General features: G+C 66.0%; 24 protein-coding genes and 1 pseudogene. 12 read left to right on the forward strand and 13 right to left on the reverse strand.

All coding sequences use genetic code 11. The features are described 5' to 3' along the window. Positions 1 to 68 precede the first annotated feature (68 nt). From DB708_RS11390 to DB708_RS11405, 4 genes are all read left to right on the forward strand, one after another. Positions 69 to 539 (forward strand): nuclear transport factor 2 family protein, encoded by a 471-nt coding sequence (locus tag DB708_RS11390; RefSeq protein WP_108922262.1) that lies wholly within the window; start codon positions 69 to 71, stop codon positions 537 to 539. 73 nt (positions 540 to 612) lie between these two features. Continuing rightward, a complete protein-coding gene (locus tag DB708_RS11395; protein WP_108922024.1) occupies positions 613 to 1,707 on the forward strand; it encodes a Re/Si-specific NAD(P)(+) transhydrogenase subunit alpha in 1,095 nt (364 codons plus the stop codon). Next, positions 1,708 to 2,037, forward strand: coding sequence for an NAD(P) transhydrogenase subunit alpha part 2 (locus tag DB708_RS11400; protein WP_108922025.1), 330 nt, complete (start codon positions 1,708 to 1,710; stop codon positions 2,035 to 2,037). Continuing rightward, positions 2,034 to 3,458: an NAD(P)(+) transhydrogenase (Re/Si-specific) subunit beta gene (locus DB708_RS11405; RefSeq protein WP_108922026.1), complete on the forward strand. Its 1,425-nt coding sequence runs from the start codon at positions 2,034 to 2,036 to the stop codon at positions 3,456 to 3,458. Before DB708_RS11400 ends, DB708_RS11405 begins: the two co-directional genes overlap by 4 nt. On the opposite strand, the gene DB708_RS11410 is transcribed toward DB708_RS11405, so the two are convergent. Continuing rightward, positions 3,455 to 4,060, reverse strand: coding sequence for a TetR/AcrR family transcriptional regulator (locus tag DB708_RS11410; protein ID WP_108922263.1), 606 nt, complete (start codon positions 4,058 to 4,060; stop codon positions 3,455 to 3,457). The two genes, DB708_RS11405 and DB708_RS11410, sit on opposite strands and share 4 nt — an antisense overlap. A gap of 73 nt (positions 4,061 to 4,133) precedes the next feature. Between DB708_RS11410 and DB708_RS11415 the strand changes: the two genes are divergently transcribed. Beyond that, the gene (locus DB708_RS11415) at positions 4,134 to 5,366 is read left to right on the forward strand and encodes a cytochrome P450 (protein WP_108922264.1); all 1,233 of its coding nucleotides are present in this window, start codon (positions 4,134 to 4,136) and stop codon (positions 5,364 to 5,366) included. On the opposite strand, the pseudogene DB708_RS27635 reads toward DB708_RS11415, so the two are convergent. Both DB708_RS27635 and DB708_RS11420 read right to left on the reverse strand, forming a co-directional pair. Further along, positions 5,351 to 5,455: pseudogene (locus DB708_RS27635) on the reverse strand (hypothetical protein); the annotation flags it as partial. The gene DB708_RS11415 and the pseudogene DB708_RS27635 sit on opposite strands and share 16 nt — an antisense overlap. Before the next feature lie 146 nt (positions 5,456 to 5,601). After that, the gene (locus tag DB708_RS11420; protein ID WP_201263506.1) at positions 5,602 to 5,730 is read right to left on the reverse strand and encodes a hypothetical protein; all 129 of its coding nucleotides are present in this window, start codon (positions 5,728 to 5,730) and stop codon (positions 5,602 to 5,604) included. A 182-nt stretch (positions 5,731 to 5,912) separates the two neighbouring features. On the opposite strand from DB708_RS11420, the gene DB708_RS11425 reads away from it, so the two are divergent. The 3 genes from DB708_RS11425 to DB708_RS11435 all read left to right on the forward strand — a co-directional run bounded on the left by DB708_RS11425 (position 5,913) and on the right by DB708_RS11435 (position 8,431). Then, complete coding sequence (locus DB708_RS11425; protein WP_108922028.1) at positions 5,913 to 6,548, forward strand: TetR/AcrR family transcriptional regulator; 636 nt, start codon at positions 5,913 to 5,915, stop codon at positions 6,546 to 6,548. Between the two features lie 87 nt (positions 6,549 to 6,635). Continuing rightward, entirely contained in the window at positions 6,636 to 7,937 is a 1,302-nt protein-coding gene (locus DB708_RS11430; RefSeq protein WP_108922029.1) for an acyltransferase family protein, read from the forward strand. Then, entirely contained in the window at positions 7,934 to 8,431 is a 498-nt protein-coding gene (locus tag DB708_RS11435) for a hypothetical protein (protein WP_165839804.1), read from the forward strand. Before DB708_RS11430 ends, DB708_RS11435 begins: the two co-directional genes overlap by 4 nt. Here DB708_RS11435 and DB708_RS11440 read toward each other — a convergent pair. From DB708_RS11440 to DB708_RS11455, 4 genes are read right to left on the reverse strand one after another with little or no spacing between them, the layout of a single operon-like run. Beyond that, positions 8,386 to 9,057: a response regulator gene (locus DB708_RS11440; RefSeq protein ID WP_108922031.1), complete on the reverse strand. Its 672-nt coding sequence runs from the start codon at positions 9,055 to 9,057 to the stop codon at positions 8,386 to 8,388. The two genes, DB708_RS11435 and DB708_RS11440, sit on opposite strands and share 46 nt — an antisense overlap. Then, complete coding sequence (gene macS / locus DB708_RS11445; RefSeq protein WP_165839805.1) at positions 9,050 to 10,195, reverse strand: MacS family sensor histidine kinase; 1,146 nt, start codon at positions 10,193 to 10,195, stop codon at positions 9,050 to 9,052. Before macS ends, DB708_RS11440 begins: the two co-directional genes overlap by 8 nt. A gap of 49 nt (positions 10,196 to 10,244) precedes the next feature. Beyond that, on the reverse strand, positions 10,245 to 10,535 hold the full coding sequence (locus DB708_RS11450) for a YiaA/YiaB family inner membrane protein (RefSeq protein WP_108922033.1): 291 nt from the start codon (positions 10,533 to 10,535) through the stop codon (positions 10,245 to 10,247). A 48-nt stretch (positions 10,536 to 10,583) separates the two neighbouring features. Next, positions 10,584 to 11,486 (reverse strand): alpha/beta hydrolase, encoded by a 903-nt coding sequence (locus tag DB708_RS11455; protein ID WP_108922034.1) that lies wholly within the window; start codon positions 11,484 to 11,486, stop codon positions 10,584 to 10,586. A gap of 110 nt (positions 11,487 to 11,596) precedes the next feature. On the opposite strand from DB708_RS11455, the gene DB708_RS11460 reads away from it, so the two are divergent. After that, positions 11,597 to 12,697 carry an NAD(P)H-dependent amine dehydrogenase family protein gene (locus DB708_RS11460; protein ID WP_108922035.1) on the forward strand — a complete coding sequence of 367 codons (1,101 nt, stop codon included), beginning with the start codon at positions 11,597 to 11,599 and terminating at the stop codon, positions 12,695 to 12,697. Positions 12,698 to 12,714: 17 nt separating this feature from the next. Then, entirely contained in the window at positions 12,715 to 13,458 is a 744-nt protein-coding gene (locus DB708_RS11465) for a glucose 1-dehydrogenase (protein ID WP_108922036.1), read from the forward strand. Here the strand turns inward: DB708_RS11465 and DB708_RS11470 are convergent. Next, positions 13,455 to 14,108: a nitroreductase gene (locus DB708_RS11470; protein WP_108922037.1), complete on the reverse strand. Its 654-nt coding sequence runs from the start codon at positions 14,106 to 14,108 to the stop codon at positions 13,455 to 13,457. The two genes, DB708_RS11465 and DB708_RS11470, sit on opposite strands and share 4 nt — an antisense overlap. 82 nt (positions 14,109 to 14,190) lie before the next feature. Here DB708_RS11470 and DB708_RS11475 point away from each other — a divergent pair, with 82 nt between their 5' ends. Further along, entirely contained in the window at positions 14,191 to 15,540 is a 1,350-nt protein-coding gene (locus DB708_RS11475) for an FAD-binding oxidoreductase (RefSeq protein ID WP_108922038.1), read from the forward strand. Positions 15,541 to 15,606: 66 nt separating this feature from the next. Here the strand turns inward: DB708_RS11475 and DB708_RS27265 are convergent, their stop codons facing one another. After that, on the reverse strand, positions 15,607 to 16,188 hold the full coding sequence (locus DB708_RS27265; RefSeq protein ID WP_165839792.1) for a hypothetical protein: 582 nt from the start codon (positions 16,186 to 16,188) through the stop codon (positions 15,607 to 15,609). Between the two features lie 313 nt (positions 16,189 to 16,501). On the opposite strand from DB708_RS27265, the gene DB708_RS27965 reads away from it, so the two are divergent. Beyond that, positions 16,502 to 17,002: a MarR family winged helix-turn-helix transcriptional regulator gene (locus DB708_RS27965; RefSeq protein WP_108922265.1), complete on the forward strand. Its 501-nt coding sequence runs from the start codon at positions 16,502 to 16,504 to the stop codon at positions 17,000 to 17,002. A 15-nt stretch (positions 17,003 to 17,017) separates the two neighbouring features. Here the strand turns inward: DB708_RS27965 and DB708_RS11490 are convergent, their stop codons facing one another. The 4 genes from DB708_RS11490 to DB708_RS11505 are packed head-to-tail and all read right to left on the reverse strand — an operon-like array spanning position 17,018 to position 19,820. After that, positions 17,018 to 17,566 (reverse strand): TetR/AcrR family transcriptional regulator, encoded by a 549-nt coding sequence (locus tag DB708_RS11490; protein WP_108922040.1) that lies wholly within the window; start codon positions 17,564 to 17,566, stop codon positions 17,018 to 17,020. Positions 17,567 to 17,618: 52 nt separating this feature from the next. Beyond that, the gene (locus DB708_RS11495) at positions 17,619 to 18,440 is read right to left on the reverse strand and encodes a thioesterase family protein (protein WP_108922041.1); all 822 of its coding nucleotides are present in this window, start codon (positions 18,438 to 18,440) and stop codon (positions 17,619 to 17,621) included. Positions 18,441 to 18,460: 20 nt separating this feature from the next. Next, positions 18,461 to 19,288: an SMP-30/gluconolactonase/LRE family protein gene (locus tag DB708_RS11500; protein WP_108922042.1), complete on the reverse strand. Its 828-nt coding sequence runs from the start codon at positions 19,286 to 19,288 to the stop codon at positions 18,461 to 18,463. A gap of 55 nt (positions 19,289 to 19,343) precedes the next feature. After that, positions 19,344 to 19,820 (reverse strand): SRPBCC family protein, encoded by a 477-nt coding sequence (locus tag DB708_RS11505; RefSeq protein ID WP_108922043.1) that lies wholly within the window; start codon positions 19,818 to 19,820, stop codon positions 19,344 to 19,346. Positions 19,821 to 19,868 lie beyond the last annotated feature (48 nt).

Genomic DNA, 19,868 nt, shown 5'->3' on the forward strand with positions numbered 1-19,868 from the left:
ACAGCGCGCGCAGACGCAGCGGAGCAGGGATTCGTGCGAATTTGTGTCCGCTCGCGGTAGACATGGGCATGAGCGACGACGCCGAATCCCGTCCCCCATTCCCCCCGTTCACCCATGAAACAGCGCTACAGAAGGTCCAGGCCGCCGAAGACGCCTGGAACACCCGCGACCCCGAAAAAGTCAGCCTCGCGTATACACCCGACTCGCAATGGCGAAACCGCGGCGAGCACGTCGTCGGCAGGGCCGAGATCGTGGCGTTCCTGACCCGCAAGTGGCAGCGCGAGCTCGACTATGCGCTGCGCAAAGTGTTGTGGGACTTCCATGACAACCGGATCGCGGTGCGATTCCAGTACGAGTGCCACGATGACACCGGCCAGTGGTATCGCAGCTACGGCAACGAGTTGTGGGAATTCACGCCGTCCGGATTGATGGCGCGGCGCGAGGCCAGCATCAACGACGTGCCGATCGAGGAATCGCAGCGGCGCTACTTCGGGCCGCGGCCGGCATCCGAACACGGCCAAGACATCCCGCTTTGGTAACGGCCGATAGGGTGTTCAAGCCAACGGAGTTCGTAAAAACGCAGCTGAGCTAAGGAAAGTAGATGTACGCGCCATGACAGATGCGCAGACGACGGTAGGGGTGGTTGCTGAGTCCGGGACCGATGAGCGCCGCGTCGCACTAGTACCGAAGGCGGTCGGCTCCCTGGTGGGCACTGGTGTGGCGGTGGTCGTCGAGGCCGGCGCGGGTGCACGGGCCCTGCTTCCCGACGAGCTCTACACCGAGGCCGGCGCCACCATCGGAGATGCCTGGGCTGCCGATGTAGTGGTCAAGGTGGCGCCACCGACAGACGCCGAGGTCGGCAAGCTGCACAGCGGTCAGACGCTGATCGGCTTCCTGGCCCCCCGCAACGCCGAGAACTCGATCGGCGCGCTGAAGGCGGCCGGTGTGCAGGCCTTCGCGCTCGAGGCGATCCCGCGCATCTCGCGCGCGCAGGCGATGGACGCGTTGTCGTCGCAGGGCAACGTGTCCGGCTACAAGGCTGTGTTGCTGGCGGCGTCGGAGTCGACCCGATTTTTCCCGATGTTGACCACGGCGGCGGGAACGGTGAAGCCGGCCACGGTGCTGGTGCTCGGGGTGGGCGTGGCCGGGTTGCAGGCGCTGGCGACGGCCAAGCGCCTCGGTGGGCGCACCACCGGGTATGACGTGCGTCCCGAGGTGGCCGACCAGGTGCGGTCGGTGGGGGCGCAGTGGCTCGATGTCGGCATCGATGCGTCCGGTGAGGGCGGCTACGCCCGTGAGCTCACCGACGACGAACGCGCCCAGCAGCAGCAGGCACTGGAAAAAGCGATCAGCGGATTCGACGTCGTGATTACCACGGCGCTGGTCCCGGGCCGGCCCGCGCCGCGTCTGGTGACCGCCGCCGCGGTGCAGGCGATGAAGCCCGGCAGCGTGGTGGTCGACCTGGCCGGCGAAACCGGTGGTAACTGCGAGCTCACCGAGCCGGGGCAGACCGTCGTGCGCCACGACGTCACCATCGCCTCGCCGTTGAACCTGCCGGCGACGATGCCCGAGCACGCCAGCGAGCTCTACAGCAAGAACATCACCGCGCTACTGGATCTGCTGATCACCGACGGCAAGCTAGCCCCCGACTTCGACGACGAAGTTATCGCGGACTCGTGTGTGACCCGCGACCGAGAGGACTCCTAGATGTACGACGAACTTTTAGCCAACCTCGCGATTCTGGTGCTGTCCGGTTTCGTCGGGTTCGCGGTGATCTCCAAGGTCCCCAACACGCTGCACACCCCGCTGATGTCGGGCACCAACGCGATTCACGGCATCGTGGTGCTGGGCGCGCTGGTGGTGTTCGGCGAGGTTGAGCACCCGTCGCTGGCGGTGCAGATCATCCTGTTCGTTGCGGTGGTCTTCGGAACCCTGAACGTCATCGGTGGCTTCATCGTCACCGACCGGATGCTGGGCATGTTCAAGGGCAAGAAGAAGCCCGTGTCCGCCACGAGCGAGGAGTCGGCCGCCAAATGAACTACTTGGTGATCGGCCTCTACATCATCTCTTTCGCGCTCTTCATCTACGGCCTGATGGGTCTGACTGGGCCCAAGACCGCGGTGCGCGGCAACCTGATCGCGGCCGTCGGTATGGCGCTGGCCGTGGGGGCAACGCTGGTCAAGATCCGGCACACCGAATCCTGGGTGCTGATCATCGCCGGTCTGGTCGTCGGTATCGCACTGGGTGTTCCGCCGGCGCGGCTGACCAAGATGACCGCCATGCCGCAGCTGGTGGCGTTCTTCAACGGCGTGGGCGGCGGCACTGTCGCGCTGATCGCACTCGCGGAATTTATTGACACTAAAGGCTTTTCGGCGTTCCAGCACGGCGAGTCGCCGACCGTACACATCGTGGTGGCCTCGCTGTTCGCCGCGATCATCGGCTCAATCTCGTTCTGGGGATCGATCATCGCGTTCGGCAAGCTGCAGGAGATCATCTCCGGGTCGCCGATCGGATTCGGCAAGGCGCAGCAACCGGTCAACCTGTTGCTGCTGGTCGCCGCTGTCGGGGCCGCGGTCGTCGTCGGCTTGGGCGCACATCCCGGCAGTGGGGGAGCGTCGCTGTGGTGGATGATCGGCCTGCTCGCCGCGGCCGGTGTCCTTGGCTTGATGGTGGTGCTGCCCATCGGTGGCGCCGACATGCCGGTGGTCATCTCACTGCTCAACGCGATGACTGGCCTGTCGGCCGCCGCGGCGGGCCTGGCGCTGAACAACACCGCGATGATCGTGGCGGGCATGATCGTTGGCGCGTCGGGTTCGATCCTGACCAACTTGATGGCCAAGGCGATGAACCGCTCCATCCCGGCGATCGTCGCCGGCGGCTTCGGCGGTGGCGGGGTCGCCCCGAGCGGCGACGGCGGGGGCGACAAGACCGTCAAGGCCACCTCGGCTGCCGACGCCGCGATTCAGATGGCCTACGCCAACCAGGTGATCGTGGTGCCGGGCTACGGTCTGGCCGTCGCGCAGGCACAGCACGCGGTCAAGGACATGGCGGCTCTGCTGGAGGACAAGGGTGTCGAGGTGAAGTACGCCATCCACCCGGTGGCCGGCCGGATGCCCGGGCACATGAACGTGCTGCTGGCCGAAGCCGAGGTCGACTATGACGCCATGAAGGACATGGACGACATCAACGACGAGTTCGCCCGCACCGACGTCGCGATCGTCATCGGCGCCAACGACGTCACCAACCCGGCCGCCCGCAACGATGCCTCCAGCCCGATCTACGGCATGCCGATCCTCAATGTGGACAAGGCCAGGTCGGTGATCGTGCTCAAGCGGTCGATGAACTCCGGGTTCGCGGGCATCGACAACCCGCTGTTCTACGGCGAAGGCACCAGCATGCTGTTCGGTGACGCGAAGAAATCGGTGACCGCGGTCGCCGAGGAGCTCAAAGCCCTCTAGCCGGAGTTGCGCCGTAGCGCCGCCACGACGGGACCGATCCACACGCTGAGCAGGCGGCGCAGTTCGGTCCCCCCGCCAGTCGGCGGCGACATGATGAACGACTGCAAGGTGCGGAGCACGATCTGCAGGATGTCTTCGATCGCCCCAGGGGTGAACGCCGACCAGTCGACGTCGAGGCGGTCCAGAATCGACCGTCCCAGTACACGGGCGGTGTCGTTGGTGACGGTGACCTGTTCGGCGAACGCCGCGGTGCGCGACGTCCGCAGCAAAAGGCCGATATAGGGATCCTTCGGCAAGCGTTCCAGGGTCAGGCAGATGCCCTCGATCAGGGCCGCCGCCGGGTCGGTCATGCCGTGCAGTGCCGTTGCCAGGTGGTCCATGAAATCGGCGGTCGCGTCCAGCGCGGTCGCCTGGAGCAGCTCGTCGGTCGAAGCGAAGTAGTGATAGATCGTCTGCCGCGTCACGTTCAACGTGCGCGCGACGTCGGCCAACGTGATCTGGTCACCGCGCTCGTTGATGGTTTGGCGGGTGGCCGACAGGATGCGGGCTATCGCTTCCTCATCGCTGGCAGGAACGCTGCCGCCCCATCCACGGGTCCGCACACCGCGACGATAGCCGACGCGCGGGCAATCGCCCCAGGTCATACGTCTTGCAATCATCTGTATGATCGACGACATGAACACGATGACGTGTCCGTTCGGAGAGAATTTCGATTTCACCGACCCCGACGTATTGCTGGCCGGCCTTCCGGTCACCCAATTCGCCGAGCTGCGCCGGACGGCCCCGGTCTGGTGGAACGCCCAGCCCGAGTCGATCTTCGACGACGGTGGCTATTGGGTGATCAGCCGTCACGAAGACGTCAAGGCCGTCTCCCGAGACAACGAGCTGTGGTCGACCAACCGCAAGGGCGCGGTCATGCGCCTTCCCGAAGGCGTCACCGCTGATCAGCTCGAACTGACCAAAGCCTTGTTGATCAACCACGATGCGCCCGAACACACCCGGCTGCGCAAGCTGGTTTCACGGCTCTTCACCCCCCGCGCGATCACCCAGCTCGAAGAGAAGCTGGCCGGGGTGGCGGCCGAAATCGTGCGCACCGCCTCGCTGAAGCAGGACGGCAACTTCGTCGACGACATCGCGATGAACCTGCCCCTGCTGGCGATCGCCGACCTGATCGGCGTGCCGGAGTCAGATCGCGCCAAGCTGTTCGACTGGACCAACGCGATCATGAACACCGACGATCCCGACTTCGACAGCGATCCCACCGTCGCCAACGCCGAGCTGATGGCGTACGCCTACAACATGGCCGACGAGCGGCGCCGCTGCCCGGCCGACGACATCGTCACGCGCCTGATCGAGGCCGATATCGACGGGGATGCGCTGGGCGACGTCGAATTCGCGTTCTTCGTGATCCTGCTGGCCGTGGCCGGCAACGAAACCACCCGCAACGCGATGACGCACGGGATGAACGCGTTCTTGGACAACCCCGATCAATGGGAACTGTTCAAGCGGGAGCGGCCGGCCACCGCGGTCGACGAGATCATCCGGTGGGCCAGCCCGGTGCATTGTTTCCAGCGCACCGCGCTTGCCGACGTCGAACTGGGCGGCGTCACGGTCGCCGAAGGTCAGCGGGTGGGCCTGTTCTACAGTTCGGCCAACTTCGACGAGGACGTCTTCGAAAACCCATTTCGATTCGACATATCCCGCAATCCCAATCCGCACCTGAGTTTCGGTGGCAATGGCGCGCACTACTGCATCGGGGCCAATTTGGCCCGCATGGAGATCAAATTGATCTTCGATGAGCTCGCCGAGCAGTTGCCCGACATCACCAAGCTGGCCGAACCGCAGCGACTCCGATCGGGCTGGATCAACGGCGTCAAACGCCTCGACGTCGCCTACCGGTCTAAGTAGGTGTGCTGCGGGTAGCCCTGGCCGTTCGGGACCCCGCGCAAGCCCCAGCTCAGGTAGTTCGTGAAAAATTCGATTTCGTCGCTGGCGTCCTAGTCCGGTCTCGCGATGACCGGAAGACGCCGCTACCGACGAAAGCGGCATGATCGAATTGCCATGCACCGCAAGGGCACACATGGACTAACTCGCTGGCAAGTGCCTGCTGGAAAGTTGTGTTCTTCGGCGCGAAAAAGTCTGTCTAGACGGGCGGGTAAGCGGGCGGCGGGTATCCGTTGCCGTCCTGGACCCCGCGCAGGCCCCAGGTGAAATACTTCATGAAGAATTCGATTTCGTCGCTCGCGTCGTAGTCCGGACTCGGATCCATCAGCGCTACCTCTCCCCGTGCGACCAGTTCAAATAATGAAGTCTAGTCGCATCCGGGCCGGTGCAACAGGCGGCCGAAAGGTACCGAGGCCCTAAACTGTCCAACCAGTTGATTGGTACTTTGCTTGAACCGGGCCCGAAACCTTACCCATCCGGCCCCGCTGGCAGCGACGATAGTGAGTAGAGATGTCATCCGACAGCATCACCCGCAACGGGTTAACACGCCGCGAGGAGTTGCTGGCAGTTGCCACCAAGCTGTTCGCCGCCCGCGGCTACCACGGGACCCGGATGGATGACGTCGCCGACGTCATCGGCCTGAACAAGGCGACCGTGTACCACTACTACGCCAGCAAATCGCTGATCCTGTTCGACATCTACCGCCAGGCCGCCGAGGGCACGCTGGCCGCCGTGCACGACGATCCCTCGTGGACGGCGCGCGAGGCCCTCTACCAGTACACGATTCGGCTGCTCACCGGCATCGCCAGCGATCCGGAGCGGGCCGCGGTGTACTTCCAGGAGCAGCCCTACATCACCGAATGGTTCACCGAAGAGCAGGTCGCCGAGGTCCGCGAGAAGGAAGCCCAGGTCTACCACCACGTACACGGCCTGATCGACCGTGGAATCGCCAGTGGCGAGTTCTACCAGTGCGACTCCCATGTGTTGGCGCTGGGCTACATCGGGATGACGCTGGGCAGTTACCGGTGGCTGCGGCCAAGTGGACGGCGCAGCGCGAAGGAGATCGCCGCCGAGTTCAGCACCGCGCTGTTGCGGGGGTTGATCCGCGACGAGGCGATCCGCACCCAAGCTCCGCTCGGGACGTAGCACGCTTGCCTTTTGAGTAGTACTACTCAGCCTTGACGCGTAGATCTGCGCGGGCCTTCGCCTCTGCAGTTTCGCGATGCTTTTTCCATGACAACTTCCCTGGGCATTCCGAGCCCCGCCGAGCTCGCAGCGCGCACCCCGGCCGATCGAGACCGCGCCATCGACGTCATTCGCATCGTCTCCCTGATCGGCGTAGTGGCCGGCCACACCCTGATGGCGATCAGCATCATCGAAAACCACGTGCTGATCTGGGACAACATGCTCACCACGTCGGTGGCGTTTCAGATCCTCACCTGGATCTTCCAGATCATGCCGCTGTTCTTCTTCGCCGGTGCCGCGGCGAGCCTGTCATCCTGGCAGCCCGGCACCAACTGGGGCGGCTGGCTGATGAAACGTTGCACCAGGCTGTTCCGGCCGGTGTTCTACTACCTCGGTTTCTGGGCGGTGGCGCTGACCGTGCTGTATCCCGTTCTGCCCCAACACATTTACCAGCCCGTCGCGGGTGTCAGCATCCAGCTGCTGTGGTTCCTGGGCGCCTACGTGCTGGTGTTGGCCGCGATGCCGGCCTTGGCCCGGATCACCACCCGAGCCCATTTCGCCGCGGGTGTGGTCGCGGTTTACGGGGCTATTGCCGCAATCGACGCCATCCGGCTGCACTGGCATGCCGTGTCGGCGTTGGGTTACCTCAACCTCGCGGTCTGGCTCATCCCCGCCATGTTCGGTGTCGCTTACCGGCGTGGTCTGATCACCGGGCGTGCCGGACTGGTCACCGCCGCGGCCGCGCTGGTCGTCAACGTCGCGCTGGTGCACTGGGGGCCCTATGCAATCAGCATGGTCGGCACGGGGGACCACCATCTCTCCAACACCAGCCCGCTGTCACTGCTGCTCGCCGGACACGCGATCATCCTGAGCGCGCTGGTTGTCGCGGCGATGCCCGCGATCGCTCGATGGGCGCAGCGGCCACGGGTGTGGTGGTGGACCGCGCTCGGCAACTCCGGGGCGATGACCCTCTACCTGTGGCACATGCCCGCACTGCTCGGCATGCACCTGCTCTTCGACCTGACGGGCCACCCTCGCTACCCCGGCCGGCCGGACTTCTTCGCCGTCAGCGTCATGCAACTTCTTCTGATGGTCGCGGCGGTGGCAGTGCTGTTCCTGGTGCTGCGGCCGCTGGAGAACAACCCGCTGTCCGGCTGGGACGGTGCGCCGGCGATCACCTCGGCCGGCCGGGGTGTGGCCACCGGTCTGCTGCTGTGTGTTGCCGGGGTGGCGACCCTGGCCGCGATCAAGTGGGGTCTCAAGGACGACGGGCTGATCTGCGTCGCGACGATGGTCGCCGCTTTGGTGAGTGCTCGGGCGCTCGCCACGGCCGGTCGGGATGTGGTGTGAACCCCCGACCGCAGCCTATGCTCGCCATCGCTGTTGCCCTGCTGAGCCTGCTCGGCACGGCGGTGAACGGGCTGGGCTTCGTGGCAAGCGACCTCGAGCTGACGAAACTGGTACGCGGCCTTGGGTTTTTGGCCCCACTGCTGCTGGTGGGGCCGCTAGGAGTGGGCTTGCTTGTGGTGGGGTTGCTCGAGGCCGCCGCCGCGGTGGCGTTGCTTGCCGGCGGGGTCATGCTGCTGTGCCGTCGCCGCGCCGGCACCTGGGTCAGCGCGCTGGCGTGTGTACCGGGCTTGCTCGCCGGTCTGCTGCTGGTGACTCAGATCGTCCCGGCCCCGCTGGTGTTCGGCAAAACCATGGCTGGACTGCCCACTCAGGTAGTGCCATGGGTCATCTTTGTTTACAGCCTGATCACGGCGATATCTGCTGTGGCGCTTCTAGTTTCGCAGCCGGCTCACGCCGGCTCGGGTTCGCCGTCCAGGCCGTGCTCGATGGCGTAGCGGGTCAGCTCCACACGATTGGCGACCTGCAGCTTGCGGAATGTCGCTTGAATGTGATTTTCGACGGTGCGATGGCTCAACGACAGGCGTTCACCAATCTGCTTGGCCGACAGACCCTTCGCCACATATCGCAGTACCTCGGTCTCGCGCTCGGTCAAGCTGGGGCCGGCCGGCTCCGTCTCCTTGTGCTGGGCGATCCGGCGGTATTCACCCAACACCAGCCCGGCCAGGCTTGGAGTGAACACGGCCCGGCCGGCCGCGGTGGCTGCTACGGCCTGAGCCAGTTCAGCTTTCGAGGCGCTCTTGACCAGGTATCCGGTGGCCCCGGCCTTGACGGCTTCCAAGACATCGTCGCGTTCGTCTGAGGCCGACAGCACCAACACCCGCGACGAGGGCGAGACTGCCAGCACCTGCGCCGTCGCCTGAGCACCGTCGCCGTCGGCCAGCCGCATGTCCATCACCACCACGTCTGGCTTCACCACAGCCGCGCGGCGCCCCGCGGCGGCCACGCTGTCGGCCGTGGCGACCACGTTGAACCCGTCGTCGGCGAGGTCGCGGGCTACCGCGTCGCGCCAGATGGGATGGTCGTCCACCACCATCACCGTCGGTGCTGTGTCATCAGTCATCGTGTCCCCCTGCGCGCGGGACGCACAGTTCCCACTCGGTGCCTTCGTCTGGACCACTGTGCAGTTGCGCGCTGCCACCCAGCGCAATCAGGCGTCCCACAAGCGATTTCGAGATCCCGAGGCGGCCCTGGCGGGCAGCTTCGTCGAGCCGGCCATCGGCGATGCCCACGCCGTCGTCGCGCACACTCACCGTGACCGAATCGCCCAGATCTTCCAGTAGCACGAAGGCATGGGCACCCGGGCCCGCGTGCGCCGCCACATTGTCCAGGGCATTGCCCACCGCGGCGTCGAGCTCGGCGCCCACCCGCCGCGGCACGACCACCGCGGTTCCCGGCAGGCTCACCGATACCCGGTCGGACTCCCGGCGGCGCAACAGTGTGCGCAGGTCGATTGTCGTCCGGACCCCGTACTCGTCGGTGGCGGTGGAGGTGACCCATCGCCGCAGTGCACGTTCCTGCTCACTGGCAAGTTCAGCTAATTCTGCTGTGGCACCGCCGATTTCGTGGCCACGCTTGGCGACCAGCGCCAGCACCTGAATGGCGCCGTCGTGCACCTCCCGCGACAGCCGCTCACGTTCTTGAACCGCGGCGGACAGTTGGGCTGCTCGTTGCAGGTCCGCGTGGGCGCGCCGCGCGGTTTGGGCGGCCATGCCGATCGCCATGCCGATCGCCAGCTCGATGATGATGGTGGCGTTGTGCCCCATGTTGAGGTCGAAGTAGTTCTTGACGGCGAAATTGGTGGCCATCACCAGCAACCCGGTCAACATGCCGCGGACGGGGCCGAACTGGATAGCGGCCGAGATGGTGGGATTGCTGGCCCACAACGTCGTGGGCCAGGTCTGGTTTTCGGCTGCCCAGTGCCCGTAGGTGACCACCGTGTTGGACCACATCAGCGCGACGACGATCACGATCTCCGCGATCACCCACGCCGGCCTGCGGCCGAACCCGCGCAAGTAGGCCAGCGCGCAGGCCGCGCTCCAGGCGATCAGCACCGCAAAGAGCACCCAGCCCAACAAGGGCCGGCGCAGATCCGGGTTGATCGCAATCTGGAAGCCAGCCGCGTAAATGCAACTCAGCAGCCGGAATACCTGCGCCGCGCGCCACAGCGGCGCGGTCGGATCGGGATTGGGGCGCGTCATCGCGCTCAGCATAAGTTCGGAGACTCTCCGGCGCGGGCGCACCGGAGAATCAGGTCGCGGTGCTGAACGGGTTGTGTTCGGCGATCAGCTTCTCGATGCGCGCTTCGTCCAGGCGTACTCGCACGGTGGTGGCTTCTTGCTGATCGCGGATCACCTTTGCCAGTGTGAACGCGCTCGAGACGAGGAACAACACGGTGATACCGAGGAACAGCCGCTGCCATGCATCAAGCGGAAGAAAGAAGATCCCGCCGAGTGCGGCGACGAGACTGACCCCGAACGCGACGGCGGCCTGAATGAAAAAGGCGGCGGTGTTCTTCGACATGCCATTGGGAATTTCCATGTGTTCCAGGATGCGAAGGCAGCCGAGGGTCCGAAAGGGTAGGACTACTCAGATCTGGGGCCGCAGATGCTTGTCGAGGAAGGCGAGCTGATCGGCGACCACTCGCTCGAAGGCGTCGTCGACATAGATCGCGAAATGCTGCTCGGGGTAGGTCCGGATCTCACCGCGGGGTGCGTTGGCGGCGTGGCGCAGGGTGGCGTCCGCGGGGGCCAGCGAGTCGTGCTCGCACACGCAGAACAGGATCGGACAGCCGATCTTCGCGGCGAGCAGGCCGGGCCGGTAGGTGAAGATGTTCATCGTGATGCGCGCGGCGATCTCGTTGCGCAGCTCGACGCCATCGGGCAGCAGTCGCAGGTAGCCGGCGTAAGAGTCGGGCGTATTCATCAACGCGACGTCCCCGGGCTTGCCCGCGGTCGCGATCATCACCGGGGGTCTGCCCAGCCGAGCGCCGATGACGTCGCGAATCGCCCGCCCGGCGATGCGCGCGGTGGTCAGCGGGTTGGAGATCGTGCGCGCCGAGGCGAGGCCGTCGGTAAACGGGCATTGCGCGATGACGGCGGCGATTCCCGGCAACCGGGCTGCCGTGGCGATCACATGGCCGCCGGCAAAAGACGTGCCCCACAGCGCGATTCGATCGTGGTCGATCCCGTCCAGAGTGCCGGCGTAGGCCACCGCGGCGGCCCAGTCGGCGAGCTGCATCTCGATGTCGAGCACTTGGCGCGGCTGGCCCTCGCTGTCGCCGAAGTTGCGGTAGTCGAAGACCAGGCAGGCGTACCCGGCCGCGGTGAACCGCTCTGCGTAGGCATCGAGTCGCATGGTGCGCACCGCGCCCAAGCCGTGGGCCATCACCAGAAGCGGCGGGGCACCGGCGCCGGCGTCGGCGGGTCGATAGAGCCATGCGCTGATCCGGTCGGTACGGGAGGTGAATTCGATATCTTCGCGCTGTGTCACGGCATTCCATTCTGCCTGGCCGAAGTTAAGTCCGGCCCTGTAGGCGGCCCGGAAGTTGTGGACTAGTGTCTAGAAAAGTTTTCCAGCGCTTCAAGGGACGGAGACTGAAGATGGCGATCCGCGTTGCGCACGTCGGTACCGGAAACGTCGGCGGCCTGGCGCTGGCCGAACTGATCGCCAACCCGCAGTTCGACCTGACGGGCGTGTGCGTGTCCACACCGGAGAAGGTGGGCCGCGACGCCGGGGAACTGTGCGGCGTGGGTCTGGACGCCCCCACCGTCACGGGCATCGCCGCGGTCAACGACCTGGATGCCATCATCGCCGCCAAGCCTGAGTGCGTCGTCTACTGCGCGATGGGCGACACCCGGCTGCCCGACGCGATGACCGACGTGATGCGCGTCCTGGCCGCCGGCATCAACGTCGTCGGCTCGTCGCCCGGACTGCTGCAATACCCATGGGGCGTCATGCCCGACAAGTACATCGACCGCGTGGAAGATGCCGCTAAGCAAGGTAATTCGAGCATCTTCATCAGTGGTGTGGACCCGGGATTCGCCAACGACCTGATTCCGTTCGCGCTCGCCGGGACGTGTCAGCGCATCGAGCAGGTGCGCTGCATGGAGATTCACGATTACGCCAGTTACGACGGCGAAGAGGTGATGAGCTACATGGGCTTCGCCAGGCCGATGGATGAAATCCCGATGCTGCTGCAGCCGGGCATTCTCAGCATCGCCTGGGGTACCGCGATCCGTGCGCTGGCGGCCGGGCTCGGCATCGAGGTCGACGAGATCACTGAGTCCTACCAGCGCGAACCGGCGCCTGAGGATTTCGATATCGCGATCGGCCACGTGGCCAAGGGCACGGTAGCCGTGCTGCAGTTCGAGATTCGCGGCATGGTCAACGGCCACCCCGTCGTCGTCATCGAGCATGTCACCCGACTGCGTCCCGAGCTGCGCCCCGACCTGCCCCAGCCGGCCGCCGGCGACGGCTCGTACCGCGTCGAGATCACCGGTGAGCCGTCTTATGCCGTCGACATCATTCCGAGCAGCCGCAAGGGCGACCACAACCACGCCGCGATCGCCGGTGCCGCGGGCCGCATCGTCAATGCCATCCCGGCGGTCATCGCGGCGCCACCGGGCATCCGGACCACACTCGATTTGCCGTTGGTAACCGGCAAAGGACTTTACGCACCAAGCACTTTGGTGACCACCTAAATCGAAAGGAGACCCGCGTGGGTCGGGTAGACGGAAAAGTTGCTCTGATCAGTGGTGCCGCTGGCGGGATGGGAGCCGAAGACGCGCGCCTGCTCGTCGAGGAAGGCGCCAAGGTCGTTATCGGCGACATCCTGGACGACCAGGGCAAGGCGCTGGCCGACGAGATCGGTGACTCCGCGCGATACGTCCACCTTGACGTGACGCAGCCCGAGCAGTGGGACGCCGCCGTCGCGACCGCGGTCGGCGAATTCGGGAAGCTCAACGTGCTGGTCAACAACGCCGGCACGGTCGCGCTCGGCCCGCTCAAGAGCTTCGAGCTGGCCAAGTGGCAGAAGGTCATTGACGTCAATCTGACCGGGACGTTCCTGGGCATGCGGGCGGTGGTCGAGCCGATGATCGCGGCCGGCGGCGGCTCGATCATCAATGTGTCGTCGATCGAGGGCCTGCGCGGCGCGCCCATGGTGCACCCCTATGTCGCGTCCAAGTGGGGCGTACGCGGGCTGGCCAAGTCGGCGGCCCTGGAGCTGGCGCCGGACAACATCCGGGTCAACTCCGTGCACCCCGGCTTCATCCGTACCCCGATGACCAAGCACCTGCCCGAGGACATGGTCACCATCCCATTGGGCCGGCCCGGGGAAGTGCGGGAGGTCGCGACGTTCATCCTGTTCCTTGCCAGCGACGAGCCGTCGTATTCCACTGGCAGTGAGTTCATCATGGACGGCGGGCTGATCACCGACGTGAACCACAAGGACCTGTTCTAGTCGTCGGCGAACACCACCTTTTGCTCGATGGTGTCTCGGCCGAGACGGATATGGTTGGCGGGGAAATCCGGATCCGGATAGCCGACCGATAGGCCACACAGCACGGTCAACTCGGCCGGGATGTTCAGCTGTTCGCGCAGGACTTCGGGATAGCCGGCTATCGCCACCTGAACGCAGGTTCCGACCCCGCGTGCGGTGAGCGCCAGGATCAGGTTCTGCAGGAACATCCCGACCCCCAGGGCGTCGGTCAGGCCTAGTTCGTGGTGCATGCACACGATGCCGGCCAACGGTGCGCGAAAGAATTCCCAGTTGCGCAACACCGCGGCGCGCCGGCCCGGCTGGTCGTCGCGGGTGATGCCCATCGACCCGTAGACCACTTTGCCCGTGTCGCTTCGATAGTGAGCGAAGGATTCCGGCAGCGGCGGTACCTTCGGCGGTCCCGCTTCGGCGGCCTCGAGCAGCGCGGCCACCAGCCGGCCACGGGCCGCGCCGGAGGCGAAGTAGAGGTGCCAGGGTTGTACGTTCGAGTTCGACGGGGCGCAGCTGGCCAGGTCGAGCGCTTCGTGGAGCAATTCGCGCGGCACCGGCCGGTCGGGCAGGAACATCCTGATCGAACGGCGTCGCCTGATCGCGTCCTCGAGGTCGTACATTCGTCTCCCACCGTCGTGTGATTCCCGCAGTCTTCCAATCCGGTGTGATCCACCGGTGCCGGTGGGTGCTATAACCGCGAACATGCCAGGCAGCCTCGGGGATCTGAAAGGGATTGTCGGATCCAACCACGTCGTCACCGACCCCGACGTGCTGTCCGGGCGCAGCGTCGACCACACCGGCCGCTATCGGGGCCGCGCCAGCGCGCTGGTACGGCCGGAGTCGGCCGAACAGGTCGCCGAAGTGTTGCGGGTGTGCCGTGACGCCGGAGCCCATGTCACCGTGCAGGGTGGTCGCACCTCGCTGGTGGCCGGCACCGTGCCCGAGCACGACGACGTGCTGCTGTCCACCGAAAGGCTTTGTGGGCTAGGCGATGTCGATACCGTCGAGCGCCGCATCACCGTCGGTGCCGGAGCCACACTGGCCGCGGTGCAACATGCCGCGATCGCGGCCGGCCTGGTGTTCGGCGTGGACCTGGCCGCCCGCGACACCGCGACGGTCGGCGGGATGGCCTCGACCAATGCCGGCGGGCTGCGCACGGTCCGCTACGGCAACATGGGCGAGCAAGTCGTCGGCCTGGACGTGGCGCTGCCCGACGGGTCGCTGATGCGCCGGCACAGCCTGGTGCGCAGCGACAACACCGGATACGACCTGCCGGCGTTGTTCGTCGGCGCGGAGGGCACGCTCGGTGTCATCACCGCGCTGGATCTGCGGCTGCACCCGATGCCGTCGCACCGGGTGACCGCGGTCTGCGGCTTCGACGATCTCGACGCGCTGATCGCCACCGGCCGCGTCTTCCGGGACGTGGACGGCATCGCCGCGCTGGAGTTGATCGACGGCCGGGCCGGCGCACTGACTGCTGAGCATCTCGGCATTCCGGCACCGGTCGAGGCGGACTGGCTACTGCTGGTGGAGCTCGCCGCCGACCACGACCAGACCGAGCGGCTCGCCGACCTGCTCGCTGATGCGCCGATGTGCGCGGAGCCCGCGGTGGGTGTGGATACTGCTGCGCAGCAACGTCTCTGGCGCGTTCGCGAGTCGCTGGCCGAGGTGCTGGGTGTATACGGGCCCCCGCTGAAGTTCGATGTGTCGCTGCCGCTGGCGGCGATCGCCGGGTTCGCCGCGGATGCGGTCACACTGGTTCGCGAGCGGGTCGGCGACGCCGTACCGCTGTTGTTCGGCCATGTAGGCGAGGGCAACCTGCACCTCAACGTGTTGCGCGTGCCGCTCGACCAGGAGAAGGCGCTGTACGGTCCGATGATGGACTTGATCGCCGCGTGCGGCGGCAACGTCAGCTCCGAACACGGTGTCGGCAGCCGCAAGCGCCCTTATCTCGAAATGTCAAGGGAAGCAATCGATATCGCGGCCATGCGAGCGGTCAAGACGGCGCTCGACCCGACCGGCTACCTGAACGCCGCGGTGTTGTTCGACTAGTCACGCAACGACATTTCAGGCGGCGGGCAGTGCCCGCCACCTGAAATCGCCCGCGACTGTGCGGCACTACCGTCGACCGCCGCCGAAGCTGTGGCCACCCCCGCCGCCGAAGCCGCCACCGCTGTGGGAGCCGCCCCCGCCGAAGAGGCCGCCCCCGCCGCCGCCGATCGACGGGCCGCCACCGGCGATTGATGGGCCTGCGGCCGAGCCGCCGCCGGAGGGGCCGACGACAACGGTCCCACCGTCCGTGGGGCCGCCTGCCGGGGCTTTGCCGCCGCCATCGGGATTAGCGGGCACCACCGTTGCCGGCTGATCCGGCGCACCCGATGCCGGTGTAAGCGGCGTTAGGGGCACCGGCACCGGCGCAACTGATGCCGGCGTAAGCGGCGTTAGGGGCACCGTTGCGGGTGTAAGCGGCGTCCACGGCACCGATGGCGGCGGACCCGGAGGCGGACACCAGCCCGGGGTGAAGAAGAACGGGTCGTCGAGGTACCAGGGCCAGATCGGCCAGATTAGCGGCAGATTCTGCGCCTGCCGTTGGCAGTACGCCACGGCCTCCGGGCTGTTGTCATTGATCGGATTAGGGCCGATGCACAGCGGTGGCGGTGGCGGTGGATCCGGCGGCGTCTGGTCGGTTTCTGTGTCCACCAAATGGACCGATGTCGAGTCGACAGCAGTCCCCGGCGCACCAGGTTGCGCGGTTTCGAACACGGCAAACATCGCGGTTGCGGCGGTTCCGACCAGAACTGCCGACTTCAGCCATGATTGCCATCCGCCGCGGCTTCCGATTGTGTGCTGCCGGCGATGTTTTCCCCTCGCGGCCTTGATTCCCCTTGTCATGATCTGTGGTCCTATCCGAGCATTCGATCTCAATGTCATATGTGAAAGCATCGAAAATATGCAATCAGCATAGTTATATGTGATCTATCGAGGGTAAGTACGCTGCCCTATGCTGTCAACCATGGTTGTCAAATCTGGTTCACGGGCACTGCAGACCGATCTGGGTGAGGCGCTGCGGGTTGCCTGGTGGAGCTATGCCCAACGGATCGACGCAGAGCTAGCGGCTGCTGGTTTGCCAGGGCGTGAGTTTCCACTGAACTACCTCTTCGCGCTCTGCGGTCAACCAGAGCCAATGACAATTTCAGAAATGGGTCGGCAATTTGCCGTCAGTCGGCAGGCGGCCAGCAAGATCACCGCTGAACTACGCCGGCGCGGGTACGTAGCGGTGGCCGCCTCGGCGACCGATCAGCGGGAGAAGGTGGTAGAGGTCACCGCAAAAGCCGTCGAGCTCGTTACAGCGCGGCGGCGCGCCGCGGCCGCGCTGGACCGGGAAATCGGTGAACGTCTCGGCCGCGCCGGGGTCGCCGAGCTGCAACGCGGGCTGGAGACAATAGCTGAGGTTTCCGTGGGCAAGAAGCGCGCCGAATTCGGCAACCTGTACCGCTCACCCAGGATGTGGTGAAGGGCGCCGCCCCGACTAGTCGGTGGTCGGTTTGATTCCGACGGCGTGGCGCAACTGCGCCAGGAACTGCTCGGCGTCGTCGCTGCGAACGATGTAGTGCGAGATGGCGATCCGGATCACCGTCGCCGCCTTCACCGCGGCGTTGGGCCCGGGCAGGTGCCGTTGCAGACCGTCGCGCATCTGCGGGATGACGTTGCCGAACTGGGCGATGGTGTGCTCGGGTTCGACGTCCACCATGCGCACGCCGGAATATGAATGCTGGTACTCGACAATGAATCTCAGCACGGCGTCGAGCTTCTCGTAGCCCTTGAGTCCCGCGGTGGCCTTCACCAGACCGCTTTCGAAAAGCTGGCGCTCGTAGTGCGAGAACGCCGACAGCAACTCCTCTTTGGAGGCGAACCAGCGGTAGAGGGTGGGACGCGAGACCCCAGCCTGGGCGGCGACCTCGGACAGGCTGAGTTTGGTCTTGCCATTGCGCCCGAGCACCTCGGCGGTCGCCAACAGGATCCGCTGACGCGTCGAGGTGTCCTCGCTCGTGGTCGTCGCCCCGACTGGCTGCGTCATATCTGAGACTTTACGAAGTATTGGCGAACTAGCCACGTTTCTTTTGCCCCCGTCAGTTTGACCGCGGCCGCCGGCGCACCAGCACGGACTGCTGGATGGCGCCGACCGCGCCTTGCTCGTCGAACAGCGTGCCGATCGTCGTCCCGATGCCGTCCGGCCCGTAACTGGTTTCCGCGCGAATACCGACCCAGTCGCCGTCGGGCACGCGGAATACGTGCACGGCGAGATCGGTGTTCAAAAACGTCCATTTGGTGATGTCGAGTTTGCTGCCGATACCGTTGGCGCAGTCGGCCACCGCGAACAGCCTTTCCAGCTGTGTCATGTTCTCACCCTGGACGACATCGACGGCTGGCTTGATCCACGATTCGCCGGGGCCCGGGCTCAACGGCTCGGTCAGCCAGAGCCACTCCAGGCTGTGCACGTAGTTGCGGTCCCACTCCTTGGCTTTGAGATTGCGGTTGCGGGCTTCGGCACGCGGCCGGGGCAGCTCGGCGGCGGCGTGCGCCACCGCCTGGGTGTCCTGCTGCTGCAGCCGCCAACCGCTGGCGCGAGCGACCGGGCGGGGCTGGCCGTCGGGCCCCGGGGCCAGCATCTCGGCGGTCACCAGCTCGATCTGCTTGCCGCCGCGCTGCAGCTGCGAACGGACCCACAGATCGCCTTCCGACGGCACCCCGCCCAGCAGATCGATGACGACCCGGGACAGCCGGGTGTCGTCGCGCTGCTCGCACCGCTGCAGGGCCCGGGCCAGTAGCGCCGACACCGGACCCCCGTGCTGAATCGCCGCCGACCAGGTGCCGCGCGCCAGGTCGGTCGCCCGGAACTTCTCGCCCAACGCGTCGGCGTCGTCGATCAGCTCGTAGTAGGAGTCGGTCACGTGTCTCCCTCTCGGAGGTCTCAGGGCAGCCCGGCGCCGGGCGTGGCGACCTGCACGGCGTCGAGCCGCGATCCCCGGGTGCCCACCAGGCGCTGAGGATATGCGTCGGTACTCGACAGCAGAAACAGGATGCGGCGTTCGGGGCCGCCGAGCGTGCAGGCGATGGCGACCCGGTCGCCCATATCGATGCGGTCGGTCACATCGCCGCCCTCGACGATCCGCTCGAATTGGTGCGCCAGCGTCATCGACGTCCAGACGCCGCCCGCGGCGTCCAGGGTGATGCCATCGGGCGGTCCGTCCAGGCCGTCGGCGAAGATCCGCCGGTCGTGCAGCGCGCCGGTGTCGTCGATGGTGAACGCGGTGAGTCGGCGGCCGATCGATTCGGCGACGATCAACGTCTTCCGGTCCGGCGTGATGACCATTCCGTTGGGAAAGTCGAGGTCCTCGGCGACGACAGTGGCCCCGCTGGCGCTGTCGTCGGCGTCGAGGCGAACGATGACGCCGCCGCTTCGGGCCTGGGATCCGATGTAGGCGCGCCCCGCGTCGTCGATGACCATGTCGCCCAGGCTGGCCGGGACCAGGGCGGTGAGATCGGCGATCTCCTCCACGGTTTCCCCGTCATAACGCAGCACCCGCCGGTCTTCGGCCGACGCGATCAGCAGCGACCCGTCGGGGCAGAAGCCCAGGCCCGAGGGGGAGTGCCCGGGCAGCCGCAGCGTGGTCAGTGCGCCAGCCAGGGTCGAGGTGTGGACCGCTTCCCCCAGCATGTCGGAGAACCACAGCAGGCCCTCGAACCAGCGGGGGCCTTCGCCAAAGCAGAACCCGTTGGCCAGCGACTCGGGGATCATCGGCTCAAGCCTTTACAAAACACCGCAAAAGTGTCATGCAATCCCGGCTCCGGTGTCAATCTGATGCCCGGGCGAGCTCGCGCGCGACGGCCTCGTGATAGGCGTCGATCCTGGCCGGGTTGGCCTGTTCGAAGAGCCGATCGGGCAGTGGGGCGTGCTTGGGCGCCTCAATCGTCATGGTGCGCGAAAACAGCGTCATGTCGTGTCCCGGCCTACTGAACCGGTAGGACACCGTGATGCGGCCCGTTAAGCCGCCATTTCCGGCGCGGTCGTGGCCCAGGCGTCCGATCGAGGTGAACACGAACTGGATGGGGCGCACCGCGACGGCCAGCTGCCAGGTGAAGATTCGGTCCCCGTCGGGGCCCGCTTCCTCCCAGGTGTCGCCGACCTTGAGCGGCAGTGGTGGCAGCTCGCCGATCTGCGCGCTGCCGGGATAGGTCTTAGTCCAGTTCTGCGGATTGGTGACGAAGTCGTACACGGTCTCGGCGGACTGGGTAAACGCGGTCTCTGACGTGCTCGTCACGATGCCCAATTATGTTGCCTCTCTGTGCTTTCCATTGGTCTAATCGGGGGTTGCCCG

It is taken from the genome of Mycobacterium montefiorense, assembly GCF_003112775.1.
GTDB classification, from domain to species: Bacteria; Actinomycetota; Actinomycetes; order Mycobacteriales; family Mycobacteriaceae; genus Mycobacterium; species Mycobacterium montefiorense.

Bases quoted from the DNA above. Each gene is read 5' to 3' on its own strand.
- DB708_RS11440 (WP_108922031.1), bottom strand. From the start codon at position 9,057: ATGACTGATGACACAGCACCGACGGTGATGGTGGTGGACGACCATCCC.
- DB708_RS11395 (WP_108922024.1), top strand. From the start codon at position 613: ATGACAGATGCGCAGACGACGGTAGGGGTGGTTGCTGAGTCCGGGACC.
- DB708_RS11405 (WP_108922026.1), top strand. From the start codon at position 2,034: ATGAACTACTTGGTGATCGGCCTCTACATCATCTCTTTCGCGCTCTTC.
- DB708_RS27965 (WP_108922265.1), top strand. From the start codon at position 16,502: ATGGTTGTCAAATCTGGTTCACGGGCACTGCAGACCGATCTGGGTGAG.
- DB708_RS11470 (WP_108922037.1), bottom strand. From the start codon at position 14,108: ATGTACGACCTCGAGGACGCGATCAGGCGACGCCGTTCGATCAGGATG.
- DB708_RS11460 (WP_108922035.1), top strand. From the start codon at position 11,597: ATGGCGATCCGCGTTGCGCACGTCGGTACCGGAAACGTCGGCGGCCTG.
- DB708_RS11430 (WP_108922029.1), top strand. From the start codon at position 6,636: ATGACAACTTCCCTGGGCATTCCGAGCCCCGCCGAGCTCGCAGCGCGC.
- DB708_RS11415 (WP_108922264.1), top strand. From the start codon at position 4,134: ATGAACACGATGACGTGTCCGTTCGGAGAGAATTTCGATTTCACCGAC.
- macS (WP_165839805.1), bottom strand. From the start codon at position 10,195: ATGACGCGCCCCAATCCCGATCCGACCGCGCCGCTGTGGCGCGCGGCG.
- DB708_RS11425 (WP_108922028.1), top strand. From the start codon at position 5,913: ATGTCATCCGACAGCATCACCCGCAACGGGTTAACACGCCGCGAGGAG.
- DB708_RS11400 (WP_108922025.1), top strand. From the start codon at position 1,708: ATGTACGACGAACTTTTAGCCAACCTCGCGATTCTGGTGCTGTCCGGT.
- DB708_RS11475 (WP_108922038.1), top strand. From the start codon at position 14,191: ATGCCAGGCAGCCTCGGGGATCTGAAAGGGATTGTCGGATCCAACCAC.
- DB708_RS11490 (WP_108922040.1), bottom strand. From the start codon at position 17,566: ATGACGCAGCCAGTCGGGGCGACGACCACGAGCGAGGACACCTCGACG.
- DB708_RS11500 (WP_108922042.1), bottom strand. From the start codon at position 19,288: ATGATCCCCGAGTCGCTGGCCAACGGGTTCTGCTTTGGCGAAGGCCCC.
- DB708_RS11450 (WP_108922033.1), bottom strand. From the start codon at position 10,535: ATGGAAATTCCCAATGGCATGTCGAAGAACACCGCCGCCTTTTTCATT.
- DB708_RS11390 (WP_108922262.1), top strand. From the start codon at position 69: ATGAGCGACGACGCCGAATCCCGTCCCCCATTCCCCCCGTTCACCCAT.